We start from the raw sequence: 24,927 nt of genomic DNA on the forward strand, positions 1-24,927 counted from the left end.
GTTAAGTAACCCAAATTTTATTCCGTCGCCGCCCCAAGGGGTACGTGAGCTAGGCGACAGGGGGGAAGTTGCCCGGTGAGACGCGCTCGCATGCCCCGGATATGCTCGGGCGCGCACGACCCCGCCGCAGACCTCATGGAGCATCGATGGCCCTCAAGATCACCGTGATCGGCACCGGTTATCTCGGCGCCACCCATGCCGCGGCCCTGGCGGAACTGGGTTTCGAGGTGCTCGGGCTCGATGTCGTGCCGGAGAAGATCGACATGCTCCGCCGGGGCGAGGTCCCGATGTACGAGCCGGGGCTCCAGGAACTGCTGCGCAAACATGTCGCCGGGATCGAGGGGTCCACGGGCCGGCTGCGGTTCACCACCGACTACGCCGAGGTCGCCGCGTTCGGCGAGGTGCACTTCGTCTGCGTGAACACGCCGCAGCGGCACGGCGAGTACGCCGCCGACATGTCGTACGTGGACGCCGCGATCGCCTCCCTCGCCCCGCATCTGACCGGCCCGGCCCTCGTCGTCGGCAAGTCGACCGTGCCGGTGGGGTCGGCGGAGCGGCTCGCCGCCTACCTCTCCGCGCACGCGCCGGCCGGCGAGGACGCCGAGCTGGCGTGGAACCCCGAGTTCCTGCGCGAGGGCTTCGCCGTGCAGGACACGCTGCACCCGGACCGGATCGTGGTCGGCGTGCGCAGCGACCGGGCGGAGAAGCTGCTGCGCGAGGTGTACGCGACGCCGGTGGGCGAGGGGACGCCGTTCGTGGTGACGGACTTCCCGACGGCCGAGCTGGTGAAGACGTCCGCGAACTCCTTCCTCGCCACCAAGATCTCCTTCATCAACGCGATGGCGGAGGTGTGCGAGGCGGCGGGCGGCGACGTGGCCAGGCTCGCCGAGGCCATCGGGTACGACGACCGGATCGGCAGGAAGTTCCTGCGGGCCGGGATCGGGTTCGGCGGCGGCTGCCTGCCCAAGGACATCCGGGCGTTCATGGCGCGGGCCGGCGAGCTGGGCGCCGACCAGGCGCTGACGTTCCTCCGCGAGATCGACTCGATCAACATGCGGCAGCGCGGGCAGATGGTGGAGCTGGCCCGGCAGGCGCTGGGCGGCGGTCCGTTCCTCGGCAAGCGGGTCGCGGTGCTCGGCGCGAGTTTCAAGCCCGACTCCGACGACGTGCGGGACTCGCCGGCGCTGAACGTGGCCGGACAGATCCACCTGCAGGGCGGTCAGGTGACCGTCTACGACCCCAAGGGCATGGAGAACGCCCGCCGGCTCTTCCCGACCCTCGGGTACGCGCGTTCCGCGCTGGACGCCGTGCGCGGTGCCGATGTCGTGCTGCACCTGACGGAGTGGCGCGAGTTCCGCGAACTGGACCCGGCGGCGCTCGGCGAGGTGGCGGCGGCCCGGGTGATCCTGGACGGGCGCAACGCCCTCGACCCGGAGCTGTGGCGGCAGGCGGGGTGGACGTACCGGGCGATGGGCCGCCCCACCGCCTGACCTGCGGCGCGCCCGGCAGGTGAACGGCCGGACGGCGTGGCGGGCGCCCGGGGCGCCGCACGGCGGGAGGCCGGCGGGGTACCGGGCAGCCGACGCGGACCACCGGTGGCTCAGCGTGTGATCCACCGGGGTGTGCCGGAGGTCGCGGGAATGTCCCGGGCTGCCGCGGTGCGGCTTCGGACTGCTGCGATCCGGCCACCGGACGGCGGCATCCACCGGGGCGCGACGCGGACGGCCGCGGGCCGGCGTTTCCCGCCCGGGCCGGGCGGACAGGGCGACGCCGGTTCGGCCGAGGCTCAGTCGGCCGAACCGGCGTCCTGTCGCATTCTGCACCACCGGACACCCTCGCGAGCCGGGAACGCCCAGGGCGCCGGGCCGGCCCCACCGCTCGGTGCGGCCAGGACGTGTCCCGGGGGGCGTCGGATCGGGCCGCGGCGTCCGGTGCCGTGCGTCGCGAGGCGGAGGAGCGTCCGCGTACCGGGCTCACGTCGACGACTCCGGCGACGCGGTGGGGTGCGGTGCGGACGCCGCGGGCCCGGCGGGACGTCTCGAAGGCCGCCCTACGGGGCTCCCTTGGCCCGGTAGCGCCGCATCTTGGCGCGCGCCCCGCACACCTGCATCGAGCACCAGCGGCTCCGGCCGGCCGGGCTGCGGTCGTAGTACGCCCAGTGGCAGGTGTCGGCCTCACAGGCCTTGAGGCGGGTCCAGGTGCCGGCGACGAGGGCCTCGGCCACGGCCGCCGCGACGCGGGAGGGCAGCGGTCCCTCGGCGGCGGGAGCGAGGCGGGCCGCTCCGTCCCGCTCGTCGACGGCCACGATCAGCGGAGCGGCCGCCAGCAGGGCCCCGAGCGGAGTCACCGTGCGGTGCGGCGGGTGCCCGGCGTGGGCGAGCAGGGCCGCGCGCAGTGCCTCACGGAGCGCGCGCGCAGCGTCGAGGTCGCCCTCGGCGAGTCCGAAGCGGGCCCGGCCCTCCGCCGTGTCGAGCGCGTCGGCGCCCGACTCGATGTCGAGGGTGTTGACCAGGGACTCGACCAGCGCCAGGCCTCCCGGTGCGGGCGATCTCTCGGTCATGGCTGCACGCTACCTCGCGTTTTCCCGGCGGTTCCGGCAATCCCCTTGCGACGTTACCCCTCATGCGGGAGCATGCGGTAACCGGTTACTGGTTAACCGGCTTTATAGGTAACCGATGGAGGAGGAGCGTCATGGCTGTCGCCAAGCTGGGTACGGTCGTCGTGGACTGTCCCGACCCCCGCGCCCTGGCCGAGTTCTGGGCCGAGGTGCTCGGCGGGACCCTGGAGGCCGACTCCGGCCAGACCGAGTGGGTGGACGTGAAGGTGCCGGGCGGGCAGGCCCTGGCGTTCCAGGCCGCCCCGGGCTTCGTGCCGCCGAGGTGGCCGTCGCCCGAGCAGTCGCAGCAGTTCCATCTGGATCTGAGCGTCGACGACCTGGACGCCGCCGAGCGGCGGGTGCTGGAGCTCGGCGCGAGGCCGCTGGAGGCGGAGGACCGCTCGCGCAGCTGGCGGGTGTACGCCGACCCGGCGGGCCACCCGTTCTGCCTCTGCGCCGGCTGAACCCGCTGCCGGGCCCCGCCCGAACCCGCAGGGTCCGGGGCGCCGGAGGACCACCGGTGCGCCCGCGGACCTGCGGGGGTGCTCGCTCCGCCGCCGCTCAGCCGTCCAGCGCCTCGATCGTCGCGTGGGAGGCACCCCGGGTGGAGGCGAGGTCGCGGGCGACGTCCTCCGCCGCGCCCAGGACCCGCACCGCGTTGCGCCAGGTCAGCTTGGCGAGATCGGGCTTGGACCAGCCTCGGTCCAGGAGCTCGGCGACGAGGTTGGGGTAGCCGGAGACGTCGTCCAGGCCGTCGGGGGTGAAGGCCGTGCCGTCGTAGTCGCCGCCGATGCCGAGGTGGTCGATGCCGGCGACCTCGCGCATGTGGTCCAGGTGGTCCGCGACCGTGGCGACCGTGGCGACCGGGCGGGGGTTGCGCTCCTCGAAGGCGCGGTGGACCTTCATCGCCTCGGGGGTGGTGTCGAGGTGGTGGAAGCCGTGGGCGCGCATGTTCTCGTCGGCCGCGGCCGTCCAGTCGACGGCGGCCTGGAGGACGAACTTCGGGACGAAGGTGACCATCGCCATGCCGCCGTTGGCGGGGAGGCGTTCGAGGACGTCGTCGGGGATGTTGCGCGGATGGTCGCAGACCGCGCGGGACGAGGAGTGGGAGAAGATCACCGGTGCGGTGGAGGTGTCCAGGGCGTCCCGCATCGTGGTGGCTGCCACGTGGGACAGGTCCACGAGCATGCCGAGGTGGTTCATCTCCCGCACCACCTCGCGGCCGAAGGCGGACAGCCCTCCGACCGCGGGGACGTCCGTCGCCGAGTCCGCCCAGTCCACGTTGTCGTTGTGGGTGAGCGTGAGGTAGCGCACGCCGAGCGCGTACAGGCCGCGCAGGGTGCCCAGCGAGTTGGCGATGGAGTGGCCGCCCTCGGCACCCATGAGGGAGGCGATGCGGCCCTCCGCGCGCGCTGCCTCGAGGTCGGCTGCGGTCAGGGCGGCCCGCAGGTCGCGCGGGTGGCGGGCGATGAGCTGCCGTACGCAGTCGATCTGCTCCAGCGTCGCCGGCACCGGGTCGGGCAGGTCGGAGCGGACGTACACCGACCAGTACTGCGCGCCGACGCCGCCCGCGCGCAGGCGGGGCAGGTCGGTGTGCAGGTGGGCGCGCTGGTCGGCGGCGATGTCGCGGGTGTCGAGGTCGTAGCGGACCTGCTCCCGCAGCGCCCAGGGCAGGTCGTTGTGGCCGTCGACCACCGGGAACTCGGAAAGGAGTTCCCTGGCCTCGTCGTGGGAGGTCATCGCCGCCGTCATTTCCCGAAACCGAAACCGCTGCCGGCGCCGTCGACCTTGGCGCGCAGGCGCTTGCCCTTCTCGGTGGCCTGGTCGTTGAGGTCCTGCTGGAACTCGCGCATCCGCGTGAGCAGCTCCTCGTCGTGGGCGGCGAGGATCCGCGCGGCGAGCAGGCCCGCGTTGCGGGCGCCGGCGACGGAGACCGTGGCCACGGGGACGCCGGCCGGCATCTGCACGATGGACAGGAGGCTGTCCATGCCGTCGAGGTACTTCAGCGGCACGGGGACGCCGATGACGGGCAGGGGGGTGACGGAGGCGAGCATGCCGGGCAGGTGGGCGGCGCCACCGGCCCCCGCGATGATCACCTTCAGGCCGCGGTCGGCGGCCTGCTCGCCGTAGGCGACCATCTCGCGCGGCATGCGGTGCGCGGAGACGACGTCGACCTCGTAGGCGATCTCGAACTCGTCGAGGGCCTTGGCGGCGGCCTCCATCACGGGCCAGTCGGAGTCGGACCCCATGACGATGCCCACGACGGGGCCGGCAGCGGTGGTCATTCGGTGATCGTGCCTCTCAGGTAGCCGGCAGCGTGACGGGCGCGCTCCAGCACGTCGTCGAGGTCGTCGCCGTAGGTGTTGACGTGGCCGACCTTGCGGCCGGGCTTCACGTCCTTGCCGTACATGTGGATCTTCAGGCGGGGGTCGCGGGCCATGCAGTGCAGGTACGCGGAGTACATGTCGGGGAAGTCGCCGCCGAGGACGTTGACCATGACGGTCCACGGGGCGCGCGGGCGCGGGTCGCCGAGAGGCAGGTCGAGGACCGCGCGGACATGGTTGGCGAACTGCGAGGTGACCGCGCCGTCCTGGGTCCAGTGGCCCGAGTTGTGCGGGCGCATGGCCAGTTCGTTGACGAGGACGCGGCCGTCGCGGGTCTGGAACAGCTCGACGGCGAGGTGGCCGACGACGCCGAGTTCCTTGGCGATGGTCAGGGCCATCCGCTCGGCCTCCAGGGCCAGTTCGTCGCCGAGGTCGGGCGCGGGCGCGATCACCGTGTCGCAGACGCCGTCGACCTGCTGCGACTCCACCACCGGGTACGCCACGGCCTGGCCGTGCGGGGAGCGCACGACGTTGGCGGCGAGTTCGCGGACGTAGTCGACCCTCTCCTCGGCGAGGACCGGGACGCCCGCCCGGAACGGCTCGGCGGCCTCCTCGGCGGAGCGGACGACCCACACGCCCTTGCCGTCGTACCCGCCGCGCACCGTCTTCAGGACGACCGGGAAGCCGTCGCCCTCGGTGGCGAAGGCCGCCACGTCGGCGGGGTCCGACACGATCCTGTGCCGCGGGCAGGGGATGCCGATCGCGTCGAGCCTGGCCCGCATCACGCCCTTGTCCTGGGCGTGCACGAGCGCGTCGGGCCCCGGGCGCACGGGAATGCCGTCCGCCTCCAGGGCCCTGAGGTGCTCGGTCGGGACGTGCTCGTGATCGAAGGTGATCACGTCGCAGCCGCGAGCGAAGGCGCGCAGCGTGTCCAGGTCGCGATAGTCGCCGACGACGACATCGTTCACGACCTGCGCCGCGGAATCCTGAGGAGTGTCACTGAGGAGCTTGAACCTGATGCCCAACGGGATGCCCGCCTCGTGTGTCATACGAGCGAGCTGGCCACCGCCGACCATGCCGACTACCGGGAACGTCACGCCCCCAGGGTATCGGCAGCCGGACACCCACCGGTTTCCGGCCAGTTCCCGCCGGTTCCTCCCGCCGTTCCGCGCCCGGGTCCGAGGTCGGCGCCCCGCTCGCCGGCCGTTCCCGGCCGGGGGCCCGCGGTCGCCCTGGGTCGCCCCGGGTCACTCGCTGTCTCCCGCCGTCGTCCGCCGCCTCCGGCTCCGTGCCCCGCCGCACCCTGCCGTCACCTGCGGTTTCCGCCGGCTTCCGACGTGTGTGCCGGGCTTCGCCCGCCCGAGGTGTGGGCGCCCGGACGCAGGGGGACCCGGTCGGGGGACCGGTCCGCTTCATCCGGCCGGGTGCGAGCGCACGAGCCGCGTCCGCGGACCGGGATGGTTAGCATGGCTGGGTTGACGAAACCGTTAAGGACGGGGGCTTGCTCGCCCATGGGACGTGGTACCTCAGGGCTGCGCCGCCTCGTGCACGAGGTCGCCAGGTTCGGCGCCGTCGGAGGCGCCGGGCTGCTGGTCAACCTCGGCGTGTTCAACCTGGTGCGGCACGTGACCGCGCTGCCGGTCGTGCGGGCCAGCATCGTCGCGACCGTCGTGGCGATCGCCTTCAACTACCTCGGTTTCCGCTACTTCACCTATCGCGACCGCGACAAGAGCGGCCGCACGAAGGAACTCTCGCTGTTCCTGCTGTTCAGCGTGGTCGGCCTGGTGATCGAGAACGGGCTGCTGTACGCGGCGACGTACGGCTTCGGCTGGGACAGCCCGCTGCAGAGCAACGTCTTCAAGTTCCTCGGCATCGCCGTCGCGACACTGTTCCGCTTCTGGTCCTACCGGACCTGGGTGTTCCGGGCGCTTCCGGCGTCCGAGCCGCGGGCCGCGGCCCCCCGCCCGGGGCCGGCGGCGAGCCTGGCCGACGGCGCGGACGCGCTCCTGGGGGAGGCGGAGCCGGTGCGGCCCCGCCAGCGGGTCTGACCCACCCCGGTGTGCCGCGCCCGGTGGGCGGCCTCCCGGTGAGGTGACGGTCGGCGCCGGGTCCCGGACGCCCCGACTACCGGACGGTGGGTTCGTCGTCCGGCGTCCTCTTCGCCGGGGGCGTGCGGGAGAGGAAGAGCCCGAAGACGGCCGGCTTGGTCTGCAGCAGTTCCAGGCGGCCTCCGTCCGCCTCGGCGAGGTCGCGGGCGACGGCCAGGCCGATGCCCGTGGAGTTGCGCCCGCTGATCGTGCGCTCGAAGATCCGGGCGCCCAGGTCGGCGGGGACGCCTGGGCCTTCGTCGGTGACCTCGACGACCGCCTGGTTTCCGGTGACGCGGGTGCGCAACGCGACCGTGCCGCCGCCGTGCATCAGGGAGTTCTCGATCAGCGCCGCCAGCACCTGTGCGACGGCGCCCGGGGTGCCCACGGCGTGCAGGTGCCGCTTGCCGGAGCTGACGATGGCGCGGCCGACGCTGCGGTAGGCGGGTCGCCACTCCGCGATCTGCTGTTGGAGGACCTCGTCGAGGTCGAAGGTGACCGCGGAGCCGTTGCGCGGGTCGCGGGAGTTCGTCAGCAGGCGCTCGACGACGTCCGTGAGCCGCTCCACCTGGCCCAGCGCGACATTCGCCTCGTCCTTCACCGTGTCCGGGTCGTCGGTGAGGGTGATCTCCTCCAGCCGCATCGACAGCGCGGTCAGCGGCGTGCGCAGCTGGTGGGAGGCGTCGGCGGCCAGCCGCCGCTCGGCGGTGAGCATCCGGGCGATGCGCTCGGCGGAGGCGTCCAGCACGTCGGCGACCCGGTCGAGCTCGGGGACGCCGTACCGCTTGTGCCGCGGGCGGGGGTCGCCGGAGCCGAGGCGTTCGGCGGTCTCGGCGAGGTCGGTGAGCGGGGAGGCGAGGCGGTTGGCCTGGCGGATGGCGAGGAGGACGGCGGCGATCACGGCGAGCAGCGCCACCAGGCCGATGATCAGCAGGGTGCGGCCGACCTCCTCGGTCACCGTGGAGCGCGGTTCCTCGACCACGACGGTCTCGCCCTGGTCGCCCTTGGCCTCCCGGGAGCGGATGACCTCGCCGGTGGGGCGGGTGCCGACCTCGATGGGCGGCTTCCCGGGCATCCGCACCACGGCGTAGCGCTCCTCGGTGACCTGCCCGCCCAGGATCTTTGGGGTGACCTCCTCGCTGCTCAGCAGCCGGCTGTCGACGATGCTGGCGAGCCGCAGCGCCTCCAGGTCGACGCGCTCCTGGGCGCTGTTGCTGATCGTGCGGGTCTCGACGATCACGAGCGAGACGCCGAAGACGGCGATCACGACCAGGACGACGGCGAGTGTGGACTGGATGAGACGGCGGCGCATGTCCTCTTACCCGGGGTGGTGGGCTCAGCTCTTCTCGAAGCGGAAGCCCACGCCTCGAACCGTGGCGATGTAGCGGGGGTTGGCCGCGTCGTCGCCGAGCTTCTTGCGCAGCCAGGAGATGTGCATGTCGAGGGTCTTGGTCGACGACCACCAGGTGGTGTCCCAGACCTCGCGCATCAGCTGGTCGCGGGTGACGACGCGGCCGGCGTCGCGCACGAGCACCCGCAGCAGGTCGAACTCCTTCGCGGTGAGCTGGAGTTCCTCGTCGCCCATCCAGGCGCGGTGCGACTCCACGTCGATGCGCACGCCGTGGGTCGCGGGCGGCTGCTGCGGCTCCGCGGCGCCGCGCCGCAGCAGGGCCCGGACACGGGCGAGCAGCTCGGCGAGGCGGAAGGGTTTGGTGACGTAGTCGTCGGCCCCCGCGTCCAGGCCGACGACGGTGTCCACCTCGTCGGCGCGCGCGGTCAGGATGAGGATGGGCACGGTGTGGCCGTCGGCGCGCAGCCTGCGGGCGACCTCCAGCCCGTCCATGCCGGGCAGACCGAGATCCAGCACGACAAGGTCGACGCCGCCCTGCATTCCGGCGTCGAGCGCGGCGGGGCCGTCCTCGCGCACCTCGACCTCGTACCCTTCCCGGCGCAGTGCGCGGGCCAGCGGCTCCGAGATGGACGCGTCGTCCTCGGCGAGCAGTACACGGGTCATGTGGTGATGGTAGTCCGCCCCGCAACGGGGCCGGGGTGTGATCACTGCGAGCGATTCTTACCCAGGACGAACCGGAACATTTTTCCCACCGACACACGCCGACCAATAGTCCGGACCTGCAAGCGAAGGTGTCATCCTGTCAGGGACCTTCGAAAAGCGGCTCGCGATTGCATGATCACCTGTGATCCATATCTCAAGTCCTTCCATATCCGGCACTGTCCTGCCGTATGGTGAACCAACGCCTGTAGCACCGCGGGGACCTTCGGCGAGGAATTGACGCTGAAGGTCCTCTTTGTGTGCGGGCCGGTATCCCCCCGGCCGTGAAAGGAACGACCTGTGGCCGGGCCTCGGCGCGATGACGCGCGCAGAGGCGTGGATCCCGGTGGTCGCCGTCCCCGCTCCGCGATCCGGAGCGGACTCCCCTCGGGCGTGGGGGCGGACGGGCCGACGTGCCGGTGCCGGCCGCCCCCACCGGGCGCGCATCGCTCCACCGCGCGTCCCGACCAGCAAGGAACGACCATGGCGTCCAGCCTGACGAAGGACTCGGTCCACCCGGGCACCCCCGGCTCCGAGAAGACCTTCTTCGGCCACCCCCGCGGCCTGGCCACCCTCTTCATGACCGAGATGTGGGAGCGCTTCTCCTACTACGGCATGCGCGCACTCCTCCCGCTGTACCTCGTGGCCCCGAGCGGCCTGAACCTCGGGATGGGCTCCGCCACCGCGATCTACTCGGTCTACGTGTCCCTCGTGTACCTGCTCGCCCTTCCCGGCGGCTGGGTCGCGGACCGTTTCCTCGGCCCCCGCAAGACGGTCGCCGTCTCGGGCCTGATCATCATGCTCGGCCACCTGTGCCTGGCCCTCCCGGCAGCGGCGACCTTCTTCGTCGGCCTCGGCCTCGTCGCCATCGGTTCGGGCCTGCTCAAGGCGAACATCTCCACGATGGTCGGCCACCTCTACAAGGGTCCCGAGGACCCGCGCCGTGACGGTGGCTTCACCCTCTTCTACATCGGCATCAACCTGGGCGCCTTCGCCGCGCCGCTGATCATCGGCACCGTCGGTGAGAACGTCGACTGGCACTTCGGCTTCGCGCTGGCCGCGCTCGGCATGGCCCTGGGTCTGGCCCAGTACCTGCTCGGCAGCCGCCACCTCAGCGAGAAGAGCGACGTCGTCCCCACGCCCCTGTCGGCCCAGGAGAAGGCCGCCACACTGCGCAAGGGACTGATCTGGCTGGCCGTCGCCGCGGTCTTCTACGCCGCCGTCGGCTTCAGCGGCCACTTCACCCTGAACTGGGCGCTGATCCCGCTGACCCTCATCGGCCTGATCGTGCCGATCCTGGTCATCGGCCGCATCCTGCGGGACAAGGACCTGGACGGCGCCGAGCGGTCCCAGGTCCGGGCGTACGTCTGGTTCTTCGTCGCCGCCGCGATCTTCTGGATGATCTACGACCAGGGTGGTTCGACGCTGTCGCTGTTCGCCGAGGGCAAGGCCGACAACTCGGTCCTCGGCTGGGAGTTCCCCGTCTCCTGGTACCAGTCGGTCAACCCGGTCATGATCATGGCCCTGGCGCCCGTCTTCGCCTGGCTGTGGCTGTGGCTGAACCGGCGCGGCAAGGAGCCGAGCACCATCGTGAAGTTCTCCTCCGGTCTGGTGCTGATCGGCGCGTCGTTCTTCCTCTTCCTGGCCCCGCTGTCGATCTCCGAGGGCGGCCACAAGGCCGCGGCGATGTGGCTGGTCGCCGTCTACTTCGTGCAGACCGTCGCCGAGCTGACGCTGTCGCCGGTGGGTCTGTCGGTGACGACGAAGATGGCGCCGAGGAAGTACGCCTCGCAGATGATGGGCGTGTGGTTCCTCGCGGTCACCGCGGGCGACTCGATCACCGCACTGGTGTCCAACCCGGCCGTCGGCGGCGTCGACCTCGACCGGACCGGCTTCGTCGCCATGGAGGCCGCGCTCGCCGCGCTCGCCGGTGCGGCGGTGTGGATGTACCGCAGGAAGGTCAACAGCCTCATGGGCGACGTGCACTGAGCACTCCGCCGCAGGCGGCGCCGGTCGTGGCCGGCCGCGGCGGCGGACGGAGGGCCACCGCATCCTCGTGATGCGGTGGCCCTCCGCGCGCTTTCCGCCCCCGGCACTCTCCGGCCGCGCCACCCCGCCCGGCCCCGTGCCCCGGCCCGTGCCCGGCACGCGGCGCTCCCGGCGTGGAAGCGGCCCGCAGGGCGGGGCGGACGCGATACGGCCGTGGCCGACGCGCCCCGCGCCGCCCGACGGGGCTCGGGAGCGCCGCCCCGCGCCACCCCGCCGGCACCCGGGCGGGGCCGGCTCGACGGTCGCCCTCCGGACGCGGCGTCGCTCCGGCGGCCACGGCCGGACCACCGCGCCCGACGAAGGGGGCGGGGCGGGGAGCACGGCTCGGACGCCCGCACCGCACGGTCGGCACCCGCGGGCGCCGACGGTGCGTCAGAGCCTCCCGGCGGCCCGTCAGGGACGCTGCCTGGACACGGGGTCGGCCGGGCGACGGGGTCGGCGGAGGCGGAGGGAAGAAAAGTGCGCGCCGGATCTCCGGGATCCGGCGCGCATGCGGGGGAGGGCGTGCGGGGCTGAGCGGGTCGGGCGAGGTCCGCTGTGTTTCGGCAGCGCCCCGAAGGGGCGCGGGGAACTGCGCGACCGGCCACGACGGCGCTGCGGTCGACGGAACGTCATGGCGCGGCACCTCCAGCGGAGCGCTCAGGCGGGTGCGCCCAGTTCGGCCCAGACGGTCTTGCCGGCCATGCCCGGCGTCCGCACGACGCCCCAGTCCAGGCACAGCCGCTGCACGATGAACATGCCGTGGCCGCCGGGGCGGCCGGCGCGGTGCGGGGTGCGGGGCGCGGGCTGGCCCGTGCCGTGGTCGGAGACCTCGATACGGATCACCTTCTTGTCGCAGCCGATCTCCATGGACTCCGGGCCCTCGGCGTGCAGGCAGGCATTGGTGACGAGCTCGGACACGACGAGCAGGACGTCCTCGGCCGCGGCGCGCTGGTCGGCGGTGGCCGCGGGCAGCCAGCCCCACGCGTACAGCGCCTGCCGGGCGAAGTCGCGGGCGAGCGGCACGACACCGCTCTGGCCGTCGAGGCTCAGCGTGCGAACCTGACGTCCCGTCGACGTGCCGGAAGCGCCGCCGCCGGGCTCGGGGGAGCCCGGCGAGTAGGGCCGGGTGGTGCTCATCAGCGCTTCACCTCACCGATTCACCAGTTCAGGACGGAAAAGTCGTGACGTCGTGACGTCGTGGACCGACAGTGGTCCAGGATGTCTCCTGCCCGACCGGACGAAGGGAACACCCCTCGGTTCGGTGCGTTGTGCGGGACGACACGAGTGGTGCGAAATCCGGGCGGAGCGGAGGACGGGCCGCGCCGCCGGGGTGCGGGAGAGTTCAGCGGGCCTCATCGGCTTCTGCGCCCTCGCCGGCCGTGCGGGGCGCGGACGTCCGCCGGCCCCCGGAGCTCTGGGGTTCCTGCGGGGAATCCGGGGCCGTGCCGCCGGGATCCTCCCGCTCCCCGGGACTCTCGCGGGTCCCGGCGGACGGCGCGGACCCGGTCCCGGACCCGGCTGCGGCCTCGCCGGCCCCGGATGTGTCGTCCGTCTCACCGGAGTCCTCCGCGAGAGCGGACTCGACGGTGTCGTGGACGGTGAAGACCAACTCGGCCCCGGTGATCTCGAACACCCTGGCGACCACGGGCTGCATGCCCGCCAGGTGGACACCGCCTCCGGCCGCCTCCGCCTTCAGGCGGGCGCCGAGGAGGACGTTGAGGCCGGTGGAGTCGCAGAAGTCCAGCCGGGTGCAGTCCACGACCAGGCGGCTGAAGCCCTTGGCGAGGCACTCGTCGAGCGGTTCGCTGAGCAGCTCGGCGGTGTGGTGATCGAGCTCACCCGCGGCGGTCACGACGGCACTGGAGCCCTCTTCCCGCACCTCCACCAGAAGCCGGCCCGACTGTGCGCTGCCGACCGTGCCGCGGTCCATGCCGTCTCTCTCTCCTGAGGTCGTGCCTGACTGACGCCCTCGAACATACGCCTTCTGTGCGCGCCTCAACAGCCGAACAACCACCCACAAACGGACATTTCCGCACGTATCGCACTTGCGGCGGACTCGGGGAAGCGGGTAGGGCTAGTAGAGACACGTACCCGACACGGCCGGCTTTGGAGGCGCCGCACACCGCAGTGCACGTACCGGCTTCGGCAGCCATATGCCGAGAACGATGGAGGACATCATGTCACCCCGGCTCGACGCCTCGCATACCCGTACGGCGACGTCGACACCCCCAGCGGACGACATTCTTGCCGGTCTTCCGGAGATACCCCCCTTCGACGAGGTGGGCCCCGTGGACGCGCGGGCCCTGTCCAAGACCCTCTTCGAGCGGCTCGAATCCCTTGAGGAAGGGACCCACGAGTACTCGTACGTCCGCAACACGCTCGTCGAGCTGAACCTCGCTCTGGTCAAGTTCGCCGCCTCCCGCTTCCGCTCCCGCAGCGAGCCGATGGAGGACATCGTCCAGGTCGGCACCATCGGCCTCATCAAGGCGATCGACCGCTTCGAGCTCTCCCGTGGCGTGGAGTTCCCCACCTTCGCGATGCCGACCATCATCGGCGAGATCAAGCGCTTCTTCCGCGACACCTCGTGGTCCGTGCGCGTACCGCGCCGACTCCAGGAACTGCGCCTGGACCTGGCGAAGGCCGGCGACGAGCTGGCCCAGCAGTTGGACCGCGCCCCCACGGTCACGGAACTGGCCGAGCGCCTGGGCCTCAGCAACGACGAGGTGGTGGAGGGGATGGCGGCCTCCAACGCCTACACCGCCTCCTCCCTGGACGCACAGCCGGAGGAGGACGACGCGGAGGGCGCCCTCGCGGACCGCATCGGGTACGAGGACCACGGGCTCGAAGGGATCGAGTACGTCGAGTCGTTGAAGCCGCTGATCGCCGAACTCCCGCCCCGTGACCGGAAGATCCTCTCGCTCCGGTTCGTCGCGGGGATGACCCAGTCGGAGATCGGCGAGGAACTGGGCATCTCCCAGATGCACGTCTCCCGCCTGCTCACCCGGACCCTGGTGAGACTGCGCAAGGGGCTCACGGTCGAGGAGTGAGCCCGCCTCTCGCCCGGTACTCCATGTCCCGACGGTGCGTCACCACGACGACAGGTCGGCGGAGTACCGGGCGATGTGCGTGCCGGGGACCGATCGCGGGGTTACCGCAGGAAACGTCTTTCGCGGGATCCCCACATCCCTCACCATGCACTACGGTCACCCCCCAACCGACCGGTAACCGGGCTGCCGGCCCGGGTTGTTGCGGCGCACGGGGAGGCGGGGATGGCACGGGCCGAGGAAGCCGGGGAAACCCGGGAAGCCGGGGAAGCCGGGGAAGCCGGGGATTCGTTGTGGTCCTCGAACGTGTACGGCGCGGCACCGTACGAGGAACTCAGCGACGCCCACCTGGCGGACATGCTGCGCTCCCGCACCGCCACCGCCTACCCGGCCCTGCGCGAGCTGCGCCGCCGGCACCACGAGCGGGTCCTGGCCTACGCCCGCCTGTGCGCCGCGAGCGACTCCTCGGCACGGCAGCTGACGGCGGAGGTCTTCGCCCGGGCCGCGAAGCAGACCGCCCGCAGGATCGACCCGCCGGTGCCCTGGCGGCACCACCTGCTGCGGGCGGTGGCACGGGCGGCGGGCACCTGGGCGCGCGACGAACGGGCCCGGGGCCTGGATCCGGGTCTGCTGCTGGTGCTGAGCACGACGGGCGAGGTGCCCGCGTCCCCGATGCTGACGGCGTTCGAGTCCCTCCCGGCCCGCGTCCAGGGCCTGATCTGGTACGCCGTGCTGGAGCAGGAACCGGCCGAACGCACGGCGCTGCTGCTGGGAACCGATCCGGCGGACGTGGCGTACGGCACGACGGCCGCGCTGAACGGCCTGGCCCAGGCCTGCCTGCGGCACCGCCTGGCCGCCTCGCCCGACCCCGACTGCGCGGACTTCCGCCGCCTGATCGAGGAGTCGGTGCGGCCGGACGGCCCGCGCCTCAGCACCGACCTGCAGGCGCACATGACCCGCTGCGGCCACTGCACGGCGGCCCGGCAGGAGCTGCGCGATCTGCGGGACACGCCGCGCACGGCCCTGGCCGAAGGGCTGCTGGCCTGGGCGGGGGCTGTGTACGCGCAGCGTCAGGACGCCGGGCCGGGGGCCGGCGCCCCGAGCCCGGCGGAGCGTCCCTGGCGTCCGTCCCGCCGCCTCGCCCTGGCCTCGGCGGCGCTGGGGGTGGCCCTCGCCCCGCTGCTGGTGCTGCTGCTGACCCCCGACGGGCCGGATCGGCAGCCGTCGTCGGCGGCGGTCAGCCCGGCGGCCGCCGGCATGCCGCCGCGCGTGCTGCCCGCCTCGTCCCCGGCACCGTCGCCCTCCCCGTCCCGCACGTCCGCTTCGCCGTCCCCGTCGCCGTCCCGAACGGCGCCCCCGAAGCCGACGCCGACGCCGACGCCGACGCCCACGCGGACCGCGAGCCCCCGGCCGACCCCGACCCCCTCCCCCGCGGCGCAGCCGCCGAACGGCACGTACGCGCAGGTGGTGAATGCCGCCACGGGCCGGTGCCTGGACGTCCGCGACGGCTGGTTCGGCAAGGGCACGGACGTGATCACCGCGCCCTGCACCTCCTCCCCCACCCAGCGCTGGCGGTACGACGCCCGGCGCGACGCGTTCCAGTCGTACGCCGACCCCGACTTCTGCCTGGACAGCCGGGGCGACGTGGACCGGGGCGTGGGCATCTGGACGTGCTCGTCCCTGGACGGCCGCAACGGGCGGAACCTGCGGTTCACGGTGGACGGGCAGGGACTGATCCGGCCGGAGATCGCACCGTCGACCGCCGTCGCCCCCACAGGGTACGACGACGGTGTGGAGCTGCGCGGGGCGGACGGCCGGCAGGAGCAGCGCTGGCTGGCGGGAGCGCGGTGAGCCCCCGCCGGTGCCCGGCCGCCGCCGGTCACACCACGCGCGCCGCCGCGATCGGCCGGTCGGCGACCGTGAGCTTCTCCGCGGTGGTGCGGCCGGTGTTGACGCTCCAGCGGTAACGGGAGAACTCGCCGGTGGCGTCGGAGGCGTAGAACATCATGTGGCCGTAGCCGACGCCCTCGAAGTTCTCCCCGTCCGTCCTGGAGACCATGCGGGTGTCGGGATAGGAGGGGTAGTTGGTCAGCCCGTACACGCCGTGCGGTTCCGAGGTGCAGTCGACGACCTCGACGGCGTACTGGGTCTCGCCGGTGAAGTCGGCGGTGCCGGAGAAGACGCCCTTCACCTCGCGCACCATCACGATGTGGCCGGTGCTGCCCTCGACCTGCCCGTTGTAGTCGACCGCGATCAGGTCGCCCGGCCTCAGGTCGGCGACCTTGCGGATGCGTCGGAGGCGGGGGCCGGCGGTGCCGTCGGTGAAGGCCTTGCGGTAGTCCGCGGCCTCCGGGATGCGGTCCTGGAAGTTGGCGGTGAAGTAGTCGTCGGTCGCCCACCCGTAGGTGTGGCGGAGGACCCAGGTGAGGAAGGACGAGCAGCGGGCGTGCGCCACCCAGCTCGTCAGGTCGTCGGGGCGGCCCCACGTCACCGACGACGGGGAGCCGATGAGGTAGACGTTGTTCTCGCGGGCCGTCCGGCCGGCGACGAGGGCGATCTCCGGCGCGGTCAGAGCGCGGCCGTAGGCCCGTACGTCGTCCACCGCACCGTCGAAGAAGTTCACGTACGCGCCGTTCCACCGGGCCCGGCCGATGTTGAAGCCCGCTGTCGCGGCCCAGTCCAGGCCGGTGTCGGCACTGCCCCGCAGGACGCCGTCGACGTACAGGCGGATGCCCGTGCCGTCCCAGACGCCCGCCAGGTGGGTCCAGACGCCGAGGGCGACCGGGCTCGACGCCACGGCCGACACCTTGCTGCTCTGGTCCGCGCTGCGCACCTTGAACACCCAGGTGCCGGCGTTGTCGTCGTACTGGAGGAGGAAGCGGCTGGCGGTGGTGCCGTCCTGGCTCACCGCCGTCTGCATGGCGGTCGTGTCGGCGTCGGGTGCCAGGCGCACCCACGCCGAGACGGTGAAGGGGGCGGTGGTGTCCACGACGGACGTCGTCGCCGCGTACGCGGTCGTGCCGTCCAGGGTCAGCTCGCCGCCGGCCCGCAGCGCGGACCAGGTCGCGTTCGGGCCGAGGGTGAGGGCCCGGCCACCGCCGGAGCGGTCGGCGGGGCTGCCGTCGAGCGGCCAGTGGCCGGCCAGGTCGGCCGGGAGGTGACCGGCCGCCAGCAGGCGCTGGTACTGCACCATCTGCTCGGCCTCCAGCAGATGCGGCACCGACACCGGCGTGAACGGCGTGTCCAGCGGCGGCTCGGCCGCCGCCGTCCCGGCGCTGCCCGTCACGCCCGCCAGCGCCCCGGCGCCGACGATCGCCGCACCGCCCAACAGGCCCCGCCTGCTGACCCCTTCGGTCATCTGTACGTCCCCTCCCCTACCGGTCCGGCGCTGCGGCCGGCCCGCCCGTTCGATGATCATCCGGATCCTAGGCGGTCCTGGGGAAGAGCGGGGGCCTCTCCGCGTCGCCCGGTGCGGTGCGGGGGCGTGCTGACGCAGCCCTCGTACGGGATGTACTCGGGTGGTGCGGCAGCGCGGCGAGGCGCCACGCCGGGCGGTGCGGGGGCGTGCCTCGCCTCCCCGGGGCCACCGGGGTGCCCCGGCCGGGCGGGGCACCCCGGTGAGGGGCCGTCAGAGGGACCGGGCCGGCGGGCCGGGCGGGGCGGGCCGCGGTCTCACAGCTCGCGGGTCCCCCCGGCCGGGCGGGGCGGGCCGCGGTCTCACAGCTCGCGGGTCCCCCCGGCCGGGCGGGGCGGGCCGCGGTCTCACAGCTCGCGGGTCCCCCGCCGCCACACCCCCGCCACCAGCGGCACGCCCGGCCGGTAGGCCAGGTGCACATGGCTCGGCGCGTCGAGGAGGACCAGGTCGGCGCGGGCGCCCGGAGTCAGCCGGCCGATGTCGGTGCGGCGCAGGGCCGCCGCGCCGCCGGCCGTGGCCGACCACACCGCCTCGTCGGGCGTCATCCCCATGTCCCGTACCGCGAGCGCGATGCAGAACGGCACGGAGGAGGTGAAGGAGGAGCCCGGGTTGCAGTCCGTGGACAGGGCCACCGTCACGCCGGCGTCGAGCAGGCGGCGTGCGTCGGGCCACTGGGCCCGGGTGGAGAACTCGGCACCGGGCAGCAGCGTGGCGACCGTGTCGCCGGCGGCGAGCGCGTCGACGTCGGCGTCCGTCAGGTGGGTGCAGTGGTCGGCGCTGGCGGCGTCGAGTTCGACGGCGAGCTGCACGCCGGGGCCGTAGGAGAGCTGGTTGGCGTGGATGCGCGGGTGCAGGCCCGCGGCCTTGCCCGCGGTGAGGATCGCGCGGGCCTGGTCGCCGTCGAAGGCGCCCTTCTCGCAGAACACGTCGATCCACCGGGCGTGGGGCGCGCACGCGGTCAGCATGTCACCGGTGACGAGGTCGACGTAGGCGGCCGGGTCGTCGGCGTAGTCGGGGGAGACGATGTGCGCGCCCAGGTAGGTCACCTCGTCGGTGTGCCGGGCCGCCAGGCGTAGCGCGCGGGCCTCGTCCTCGACCGTCAGGCCGTAGCCGGACTTGGTCTCGAAGGTGGTGGTGCCCTGGCGCAGGGCCTCGTGGAGGTACCGGGTGAGGTTGGCCTCCAGTTCCCCGTCGGTCGCGGCCCGGGTGGCGGCGACCGTGGTGCGGATGCCGCCCGCGCTGTAGGCCCGGCCGGACATGCGGGCGTTGAACTCGGCGGTGCGGTCGCCCGCGAAGACCAGGTGCGAGTGGGAGTCGACGAAGCCCGGCAGCACCGCCAGGCCGCCGGCGTCGACCCGGTGGTCGGTGGCCGGGGCCCGGTCGGCGGTGCCGGCCCAGGCGATGCGGTCGCCGTCGATGACGACGGCCGCGTCGTGGATCAGGCCGAGGGGGCCGTCGCCGAGGGAGGGGTCGTTGGTGACCAGGGTGGCGATGTTGGTGATGACGGTGCTGCTGCTCATGGTGTCCTCGTGGGTGGTCGTCAGGCGCGGAGCGCTGCCACGGCCCGCGCGAGGGCCTGCGGGACGTCGGGTACGAGCGTGTGGTGGCCGTCGCGGACGACGTGCCGGCCGCCCACGACCGTGTGCCGTACGTCGGCCGCAGTCGCGGCGAAGACGGCCGTCTCGGCACCCAGCGCGGGCGGCGGGCCCGCTGTCCTGACCGAGTCGAGGGCGATCGTCGTGAAATCGGCGAGGGCCTGCGGGGCGAGGGTGCCCGCCTCGTCCCAGCCGAGGGCCGCGTGGCCGTCGGCGGTGGCGGCACGCAGCAGGGCGGCGGCCGTCCAGTGGCCGCGGGTGCGGCTGCGCAGGCGCTCGTCCAGCTCCATCGCGCGGGCCTCTTCGAGCAGGTCGATCACGGCGTGGCTGTCGGAGCCGAGGGAGAGCGGGGAGCCGGCCCGCTGGAGTGCGGGGGCCGGTCCGATGCCGTCGGCGAGGTCGCGCTCGGTCGTCGGGCACATGCAGGTGCCGGTGCCGGAGCCGCCGAGCAGGGCGATGTCCTCGTCGGTGAGGTGGGTGTTGTGGACGCCGGTGGTGCGCGGGCCGAGCACGCCGTGGTCGGCGAGGAGCCGGGTGGGGGTGCAGCCGTGGGCCTGGCGGCAGGCGTCGTTCTCGGCGGTCTGCTCGGACAGGTGCACGTGCAGCGGGGCCCGGCGTTCGGCGGCCCATTCCGCCACCGTCGCCAGCTGGTCGGCGGGCACGGCCCGCACGGAGTGGATCGCCGCACCGACGCGTGCGTGCTCGCGTGCGGCGAGCAGCGCGGTGCGTTCGGCCCAGGCCTGCGCACTGCCGTCGGAGAACCGCCGCTGGTGGGCGTCGGGGGCCGCGCCGAAGCCGGAGGACAGGTAGCAGGTGTCGAGCAGGGTGATGCGTATCCCGGCCTCGGCGGCGGCGTCGATCAGCGCCTCGCCCATGGCGTTGGGGTCGGCGTAGGGGGTGCCGCCCGGGGTGTGGTGGACGTAGTGGAACTCGCCGACGGCGGTGATGCCGGCCAGCGCCATCTCGGCGTACACCGCACGCGCGAGGGCGTGGTACGAGTCGGGGGTGAGCCGGTCGGCGACGGAGTACATGACCTCGCGCCAGGTCCAGAAGGTTCCGCTGCCGACCTGGACGCTGCCGCGCAGGGCGCGGTGGAAGGCGTGGCTGTGGGCGTCGGCCAGCCCGGGCAGGGTGAGCCCGCGCAGGACCTGCGCCCCGGGGGGCGGGGTGCCGACGCCGGCGCGGACGGCGGTGATCCTGCCGTCCGCGGTGTCCACGACGACTCCCGGCTCGACGCGGGTGCCGAGCCAGGCGTGCTCCAGCCAGTAGGTCCCGTTGGTCACCGGCAGGCCAGTCCTTCCAGTACGTCGGCGAGCGCGCGCACCCCGGCCACGCAGTCGTCCTCGTCGGCGGACTCCGCCGGGGAGTGCGAGACACCGGTGGGGTTGCGCACGAACAGCATGGCGGTCGGGATGTTCCCGGAGAGGATTCCGGCGTCGTGTCCGGCGCCGGTCCCCAGCACGGGCACCGTGAGTCCGGTGTCCTTGCCCAGGATGCGGGCGACCTCGTCGCGCAGGGCGTGGTCGAACTCGACGACGGGCGTGAAGGACTCGCGGACGACGTCGAGGCCGGCCCCGTGCGCCTCGGCGTGGGCGCGGGCGGCCTTCTCGATGCCGCCGACGACGGCGTCCAGGGTGTCCTGGTCGGCGGCGCGGGAGTCGAGCCAGCCGCGCACGAGGGACGGGATGGCGTTGACGCCGTTCGGCTCGACGGAGATCTTGCCGAAGGTGGCGACGGCGCCGGCCCGCTCGGCCTCGCGCCGGGCCGCGAGCACGGTCTCCGCGTACGACAGCATCGGGTCGTGCCGGTCGGCGATCCGGGTGGTGCCGGCGTGGTTGGCCTCGCCGCGGAAGTCGAACCGCCAGCGGCCGTGCGGCCAGATGGCGCTGGCGACGCCGACGGCGTCCCCGGTGAGGTCGAGGGCGCGGCCCTGCTCGACGTGGAGTTCGACGAACGCGCCGATGCGGGCGAGCCGCTCCGGGTCGGGGCCGATGGCGTCGGGGTCGTACCCGGCGGCCTCCATCGCCTGCGGGAGGGTGACGCCGTCGGCGTCGGTGAGCCGGTGGGCGTCCGCGGCGGTGAGCCGGCCGGCGGTGAGCCGGGACCCGACGCAGGCCAGGCCGAAGCGGGCGCCTTCCTCGTCGCCGAAGTTGACGATGGCGACGGGCTTGGTGAACTGCGCTCCCCTCCCGCGGAGTTCGTCGAGCGCCGCGAACGAGGAGACCACGCCGAGCGGCCCGTCGAAGGCACCGCCGTCGGGCACGGAGTCCAGGTGCGACCCGGTGACCACGGCGTCCCCGGCGGCCGGGTCGCCGAGCCAGGCCCACTGGTTGCCGTTGCGGTCCACCTCGTAGGAGAGCCCGCGGGAGGCGGCCTGCTCCTCGAACCAGACCCGGCAGTCGGCGTCGGCGCCGGTCCAGGCGTAGCGGCGGTAGCCGCCGGAGGCGGAGCTGCGGCCGACCGGCAGCAGCTCCGCCCACATGCTGTGGAAGCTCACGCGCCGTCACCCTCGCGCATCGGCACCCGCACGCCCCGCTCCCGGGCGACCGACTCGGCGATGTCGTACCCGGCGTCCACGTGCCGGATGACGCCCATGCCGGGGTCGTTGGTGAGGACGCGGCGGATCTTCTCGCCGGCGAGCTTCGTGCCGTCGGCGACGGTCACCTGGCCGGCGTGGATGGAGCGGCCCATACCGACGCCGCCGCCGTGGTGGAGGGAGACCCAGGAGGCGCCGGAGGCGACGTTGACCATGGCGTTGAGCAGGGGCCAGTCGGCGATCGCGTCGGAGCCGTCCAGCATGGCCTCGGTCTCGCGGTAGGGGGAGGCGACGGAGCCGCAGTCGAGGTGGTCGCGGCCGATGACGATCGGCGCGGCCAGCTCGCCGGAGGCGACCATGTCGTTGAAGCGCTCGCCGGCCTTGTCGCGCTCGCCGTAGCCGAGCCAGCAGATGCGGGCGGGCAGGCCCTGGAAGTGGACCCGCTCGCCGGCCATCTTGATCCAGCGGGCCAGGGACTCGTTCTCCGGGAAGAGGTCGAGGATCGCCTTGTCGGTCCTGGCGATGTCGGCGGGGTCGCCGGACAGGGCGGCCCAGCGGAAGGGGCCCTTGCCCTCGCAGAACAGCGGGCGGATGTAGGCGGGGACGAATCCGGGAAAGGCGAACGCACGGTCGTACCCGGCGAGCTGGGCCTCGCCGCGGATGGAGTTGCCGTAGTCGAAGACCTCCGCGCCGGCGTCCATGAAGCCGACCATCGCCTCGACGTGCCGGGCCATGGACTCGCGGGCGCGGGTGGTGAATCCGGCCGGGTCCTTCGCCGCCTCGGCGGCCATGTCCTCGAACGCGACGCCCACGGGAAGGTAGGACAGCGGGTCGTGGGCGGAGGTCTGGTCGGTGACGATGTCGATGGGGGCGCTCGCCGCGAGCAGCTGCGGGACCAGTTCGGCGGCGTTGCCCAGGACGCCGATGGACAGGGGCTTGCGCTGGTCGCGCGCTTCGGTGGCCAGTTGGAGCGCGTGGTCGAGGGAGTCGGCCCGGACGTCGAGGTAGCGGTGCTCGATGCGGCGGTCGATGGCGCGCGGGTCGCAGTCGATGCAGATCGCGACGCCGCCGTTCATGGTGACGGCGAGCGGCTGGGCGCCGCCCATGCCGCCGAGGCCGGCGGTGAGGGTGACGGTGCCGGCGAGGGTGCCGCCGAACTTCTTCTCGGCGACGGCGGCGAAGGTCTCGTAGGTGCCCTGGAGGATGCCCTGGGTGCCGATGTAGATCCAGGAGCCGGCGGTCATCTGGCCGTACATGGTCAGGCCGAGGGCCTCCAGGCGGCGGAACTCCTCCCAGTTGGCCCAGTCGCCGACCAGGTTGGAGTTGGCGATGAGGACGCGCGGGGCCCACTCGTGGGTCTGCATCACGCCGACCGGGCGGCCGGACTGGACGAGCATGGTCTCGTCCTGCTTGAGCGTCCCCAGGGTGCGGACCATGGCGTCGAAGGAGCGCCAGTCGCGGGCCGCCTTGCCGGTGCCGCCGTAGACGACGAGCTTGTCGGGGTGCTCGGCGACCTCGGGGTCGAGGTTGTTCTGCAGCATCCGCAGGGCGGCCTCCTGCTGCCAGCCCTGAGTGTTCAGCTGCGTGCCGCGCGGTGCTCGTACGGGGCGGGGTCCCGACATCGTCTGCCTCCTCCGGTTACTACGTCTATTCACATCCTGTCCTTCTGAATAGAACTAGTCAATACGTCGGCGGGTCCGCATCGCCGCGCCGCGGGTGTTTGGCTGGACGTACCCGGTGCACCGGGACAGGCGACGGAAGGGGGAGAACCGTGGATCACGACAGCGACGGTGAGGCGCGGGAGCGGGCGGCCCGGCGGGACGAGGCGGTGCGCGCGGCCGTGGAGCAGGGGCTGCTGAACCCCGCGGCGCCGCTCGTCGGACTGCTCGACGTCACCGGGATACGCCGGGCGGCGGCCGGGCTGCGCGCGGCGTTCGACGCGGTGACGGCGCCGGGGACACCCGTCCTGCACGCCTTCGCCGTGAAGGCCACCCCGCTGGTCCCGGTGCTGCGGCTGCTGCACGACGAGGGCATCGGCGCGGAGGTCGCGAGCCCCGGCGAGCTGGCCCTGGCACGGGCGGCCGGGGTGCCGGCCACGGCGACCGTGCTGGACTCCCCCGCCAAGACGCCCGCCGAACTGCGCGAGGCGCTGGCGCTGGGCATCGCCGTCCATGCCGACAACCCGCAGGAACTGGACCGCCTCGACGCTCTCATGCGGTCGGCGCCCAGCCGTTCGCCCCTCGGCGTCCGGGTCAACCCGCAGGTCGGCGGCGGCTCCATCGAGGCGCTGTCGACGGCGACCGCGACCTCCAAGTTCGGGGTGGCCCTGCGGGACGAGGGCGCCCGCGACTGGGTGCTGCGGGCCTACGCCGAGCGGCCGTGGCTGACCCGCCTGCACGCGCACACCGGTTCACAGGGCGTCCCGCTGGCGCTGATGGCGCAGGGCGTGGTGGAGACGTACGCGCTCGCCGAGGAGATCAACCGCCGCGCCGGCCACCGACAGGTCGACACGATCGACATCGGCGGCGGGCTGCCGGTGAACTTCGCCTCGGACGCGACCGCCCCGACGTACGCGCAGTACGCGCGGCTGCTGAGGGAGGCGGTACCGGGACTGTTCGACGGGCGGTACGGGCTGGTCACCGAGTTCGGCCGGTCCCTGCTGGCCAAGCACGGCACCACGGTGGCCCGGGTCGAGTACGCCAAGAGCGCCGGCGGACGGCCGGTGGCCGTCACCCACGCGGGCGTGCAGGTCGCGACGCGCACGGTGTACGCGCCAGGCGCCTGGCCGCTGAGGATCGCCGCCTACGACGCCAAGGGGCGCCCCAAGCAGGGCCCCGCCGTGGTGCAGGACGTGGCGGGCCCGGCCTGCTTCGCGGGCGACCTGCTGGCCCGGGAGCAGGCGCTGCCCCTGCTGGAGCAGGGCGACCACGCGGCGGCACTGGACACGGGCGCCTACTACTTCGCCCACCACTACGCCTACAACTCCCTGGCCCGCCCGGGTGTGTACGGCTTCGTGCCGGACGGGCGCGGGGGCGTGGCCTTCGCGGTCGTCCGGGAGCCGCAGCCGCTCGCGGAGATCGTCGCCGAGGCCGGCGGGGCGCAGGCCGGCGCCCTCACCACCCTGCCCGCTGCCGGGCGCGGCTGAGCACGCCTGCCACGAACGGGTCAACCGGTCCGAACATGGAGACAGTCGACCCACACTAGTCCGCTCACCGCACGTTCCACTGGAAAATGCCAGAACCCTCATCC

The 24,927-nt window shown here is 73.3% G+C and carries 19 protein-coding genes and 1 pseudogene; 7 read left to right on the forward strand and 13 right to left on the reverse strand.

The window, feature by feature from the left end; all coding sequences use genetic code 11:
- Window positions 1-146: 146 nt before the first annotated feature.
- Window positions 147-1,490, forward strand: a complete 1,344-nt coding sequence (locus JS756_RS18050) for a UDP-glucose dehydrogenase family protein (protein WP_205384139.1) — start codon at window positions 147-149, stop codon at window positions 1,488-1,490.
- 560 nt (window positions 1,491-2,050) lie between these two features.
- On the opposite strand, the gene JS756_RS18055 is transcribed toward JS756_RS18050, so the two are convergent.
- Window positions 2,051-2,560, reverse strand: a complete 510-nt coding sequence (locus tag JS756_RS18055; protein ID WP_205384140.1) for a CGNR zinc finger domain-containing protein — start codon at window positions 2,558-2,560, stop codon at window positions 2,051-2,053.
- Window positions 2,561-2,691: 131 nt separating this feature from the next.
- On the opposite strand from JS756_RS18055, the gene JS756_RS18060 reads away from it, so the two are divergent.
- Window positions 2,692-3,060, forward strand: a complete 369-nt coding sequence (locus tag JS756_RS18060) for a VOC family protein (RefSeq protein WP_205384141.1) — start codon at window positions 2,692-2,694, stop codon at window positions 3,058-3,060.
- A gap of 97 nt (window positions 3,061-3,157) precedes the next feature.
- On the opposite strand, the gene JS756_RS18065 is transcribed toward JS756_RS18060, so the two are convergent.
- From JS756_RS18065 to JS756_RS18075, 3 genes are read right to left on the reverse strand one after another with little or no spacing between them, the layout of a single operon-like run.
- Entirely contained in the window at window positions 3,158-4,336 is a 1,179-nt protein-coding gene (locus JS756_RS18065; protein ID WP_205384142.1) for a dipeptidase, read from the reverse strand.
- Window positions 4,337-4,344: 8 nt separating this feature from the next.
- Window positions 4,345-4,881 (reverse strand): 5-(carboxyamino)imidazole ribonucleotide mutase, encoded by a 537-nt coding sequence (gene purE / locus JS756_RS18070; protein ID WP_205384143.1) that lies wholly within the window; start codon window positions 4,879-4,881, stop codon window positions 4,345-4,347.
- Window positions 4,878-6,017 (reverse strand): 5-(carboxyamino)imidazole ribonucleotide synthase, encoded by a 1,140-nt coding sequence (locus JS756_RS18075; protein WP_205384144.1) that lies wholly within the window; start codon window positions 6,015-6,017, stop codon window positions 4,878-4,880. Before JS756_RS18075 ends, purE begins: the two co-directional genes overlap by 4 nt.
- Before the next feature lie 414 nt (window positions 6,018-6,431).
- On the opposite strand from JS756_RS18075, the gene JS756_RS18080 reads away from it, so the two are divergent.
- Window positions 6,432-6,968 carry a GtrA family protein gene (locus tag JS756_RS18080; RefSeq protein ID WP_205384145.1) on the forward strand — a complete coding sequence of 179 codons (537 nt, stop codon included), beginning with the start codon at window positions 6,432-6,434 and terminating at the stop codon, window positions 6,966-6,968.
- A gap of 76 nt (window positions 6,969-7,044) precedes the next feature.
- Here JS756_RS18080 and JS756_RS18085 read toward each other — a convergent pair whose 3' ends face one another.
- On the reverse strand, window positions 7,045-8,319 hold the full coding sequence (locus JS756_RS18085; RefSeq protein WP_205384146.1) for a sensor histidine kinase: 1,275 nt from the start codon (window positions 8,317-8,319) through the stop codon (window positions 7,045-7,047).
- A gap of 24 nt (window positions 8,320-8,343) precedes the next feature.
- A complete protein-coding gene (locus tag JS756_RS18090; RefSeq protein ID WP_030653180.1) occupies window positions 8,344-9,021 on the reverse strand; it encodes a response regulator transcription factor in 678 nt (225 codons plus the stop codon).
- A gap of 519 nt (window positions 9,022-9,540) precedes the next feature.
- On the opposite strand from JS756_RS18090, the gene JS756_RS18095 reads away from it, so the two are divergent.
- A complete protein-coding gene (locus JS756_RS18095; RefSeq protein WP_205384147.1) occupies window positions 9,541-11,046 on the forward strand; it encodes a peptide MFS transporter in 1,506 nt (501 codons plus the stop codon).
- A 699-nt stretch (window positions 11,047-11,745) separates the two neighbouring features.
- On the opposite strand, the gene JS756_RS18100 is transcribed toward JS756_RS18095, so the two are convergent.
- Both JS756_RS18100 and JS756_RS18105 read right to left on the reverse strand, forming a co-directional pair.
- Window positions 11,746-12,225 carry an ATP-binding protein gene (locus tag JS756_RS18100; RefSeq protein ID WP_205384148.1) on the reverse strand — a complete coding sequence of 160 codons (480 nt, stop codon included), beginning with the start codon at window positions 12,223-12,225 and terminating at the stop codon, window positions 11,746-11,748.
- A 418-nt stretch (window positions 12,226-12,643) separates the two neighbouring features.
- A pseudogene (locus JS756_RS18105) lies at window positions 12,644-13,018 on the reverse strand (STAS domain-containing protein); the annotation flags it as partial.
- 235 nt (window positions 13,019-13,253) lie between these two features.
- On the opposite strand from JS756_RS18105, the gene JS756_RS18110 reads away from it, so the two are divergent.
- Both JS756_RS18110 and JS756_RS18115 read left to right on the forward strand, forming a co-directional pair.
- Window positions 13,254-14,135: an RNA polymerase sigma factor SigF gene (locus JS756_RS18110; protein WP_205384149.1), complete on the forward strand. Its 882-nt coding sequence runs from the start codon at window positions 13,254-13,256 to the stop codon at window positions 14,133-14,135.
- Between the two features lie 222 nt (window positions 14,136-14,357).
- Entirely contained in the window at window positions 14,358-15,983 is a 1,626-nt protein-coding gene (locus tag JS756_RS18115; protein WP_205384150.1) for a ricin-type beta-trefoil lectin domain protein, read from the forward strand.
- A gap of 28 nt (window positions 15,984-16,011) precedes the next feature.
- Here the strand turns inward: JS756_RS18115 and JS756_RS18120 are convergent, their stop codons facing one another.
- The 5 genes from JS756_RS18120 to hutU form a co-directional block, all read right to left on the reverse strand.
- Window positions 16,012-17,490, reverse strand: coding sequence for a LamG domain-containing protein (locus JS756_RS18120; protein ID WP_205384151.1), 1,479 nt, complete (start codon window positions 17,488-17,490; stop codon window positions 16,012-16,014).
- Between the two features lie 404 nt (window positions 17,491-17,894).
- On the reverse strand, window positions 17,895-19,067 hold the full coding sequence (gene hutI, locus JS756_RS18125; protein ID WP_205384152.1) for an imidazolonepropionase: 1,173 nt from the start codon (window positions 19,065-19,067) through the stop codon (window positions 17,895-17,897).
- 20 nt (window positions 19,068-19,087) lie between these two features.
- Window positions 19,088-20,425 (reverse strand): formimidoylglutamate deiminase, encoded by a 1,338-nt coding sequence (locus JS756_RS18130; RefSeq protein ID WP_205384153.1) that lies wholly within the window; start codon window positions 20,423-20,425, stop codon window positions 19,088-19,090.
- Window positions 20,422-21,639 (reverse strand): allantoate amidohydrolase, encoded by a 1,218-nt coding sequence (locus JS756_RS18135; RefSeq protein WP_205384154.1) that lies wholly within the window; start codon window positions 21,637-21,639, stop codon window positions 20,422-20,424. The genes JS756_RS18130 and JS756_RS18135 overlap by 4 nt, the downstream gene beginning before the upstream one ends.
- A complete protein-coding gene (gene hutU / locus JS756_RS18140; RefSeq protein ID WP_205384155.1) occupies window positions 21,636-23,300 on the reverse strand; it encodes a urocanate hydratase in 1,665 nt (554 codons plus the stop codon). Before hutU ends, JS756_RS18135 begins: the two co-directional genes overlap by 4 nt.
- A 149-nt stretch (window positions 23,301-23,449) precedes the next feature.
- Between hutU and JS756_RS18145 the strand changes: the two genes are divergently transcribed.
- Window positions 23,450-24,823 carry a type III PLP-dependent enzyme domain-containing protein gene (locus JS756_RS18145; protein WP_307790747.1) on the forward strand — a complete coding sequence of 458 codons (1,374 nt, stop codon included), beginning with the start codon at window positions 23,450-23,452 and terminating at the stop codon, window positions 24,821-24,823.
- Window positions 24,824-24,927: the final 104 nt, after the last annotated feature.

The sequence above is a fragment of the Streptomyces actuosus genome, from assembly GCF_016921115.1.
GTDB classification, from domain to species: Bacteria; Actinomycetota; Actinomycetes; order Streptomycetales; family Streptomycetaceae; genus Streptomyces; species Streptomyces actuosus_A.

What these genes read in the sequence shown, in the direction of transcription:
- JS756_RS18055 (WP_205384140.1), bottom strand. Translation starts at nt 2,560, where the DNA reads ATGACCGAGAGATCGCCCGCACCGGGAGGCCTGGCGCTGGTCGAGTCC.
- hutU (WP_205384155.1), bottom strand. Translation starts at nt 23,300, where the DNA reads ATGTCGGGACCCCGCCCCGTACGAGCACCGCGCGGCACGCAGCTGAAC.
- JS756_RS18050 (WP_205384139.1), top strand. Translation starts at nt 147, where the DNA reads ATGGCCCTCAAGATCACCGTGATCGGCACCGGTTATCTCGGCGCCACC.
- JS756_RS18065 (WP_205384142.1), bottom strand. Translation starts at nt 4,336, where the DNA reads ATGACCTCCCACGACGAGGCCAGGGAACTCCTTTCCGAGTTCCCGGTG.
- JS756_RS18095 (WP_205384147.1), top strand. Translation starts at nt 9,541, where the DNA reads ATGGCGTCCAGCCTGACGAAGGACTCGGTCCACCCGGGCACCCCCGGC.
- JS756_RS18110 (WP_205384149.1), top strand. Translation starts at nt 13,254, where the DNA reads ATGGAGGACATCATGTCACCCCGGCTCGACGCCTCGCATACCCGTACG.
- JS756_RS18090 (WP_030653180.1), bottom strand. Translation starts at nt 9,021, where the DNA reads ATGACCCGTGTACTGCTCGCCGAGGACGACGCGTCCATCTCGGAGCCG.
- JS756_RS18085 (WP_205384146.1), bottom strand. Translation starts at nt 8,319, where the DNA reads ATGCGCCGCCGTCTCATCCAGTCCACACTCGCCGTCGTCCTGGTCGTG.
- hutI (WP_205384152.1), bottom strand. Translation starts at nt 19,067, where the DNA reads ATGAGCAGCAGCACCGTCATCACCAACATCGCCACCCTGGTCACCAAC.
- purE (WP_205384143.1), bottom strand. Translation starts at nt 4,881, where the DNA reads ATGACCACCGCTGCCGGCCCCGTCGTGGGCATCGTCATGGGGTCCGAC.
- JS756_RS18080 (WP_205384145.1), top strand. Translation starts at nt 6,432, where the DNA reads ATGGGACGTGGTACCTCAGGGCTGCGCCGCCTCGTGCACGAGGTCGCC.
- JS756_RS18120 (WP_205384151.1), bottom strand. Translation starts at nt 17,490, where the DNA reads ATGACCGAAGGGGTCAGCAGGCGGGGCCTGTTGGGCGGTGCGGCGATC.
- JS756_RS18115 (WP_205384150.1), top strand. Translation starts at nt 14,358, where the DNA reads ATGGCACGGGCCGAGGAAGCCGGGGAAACCCGGGAAGCCGGGGAAGCC.
- JS756_RS18060 (WP_205384141.1), top strand. Translation starts at nt 2,692, where the DNA reads ATGGCTGTCGCCAAGCTGGGTACGGTCGTCGTGGACTGTCCCGACCCC.
- JS756_RS18100 (WP_205384148.1), bottom strand. Translation starts at nt 12,225, where the DNA reads ATGAGCACCACCCGGCCCTACTCGCCGGGCTCCCCCGAGCCCGGCGGC.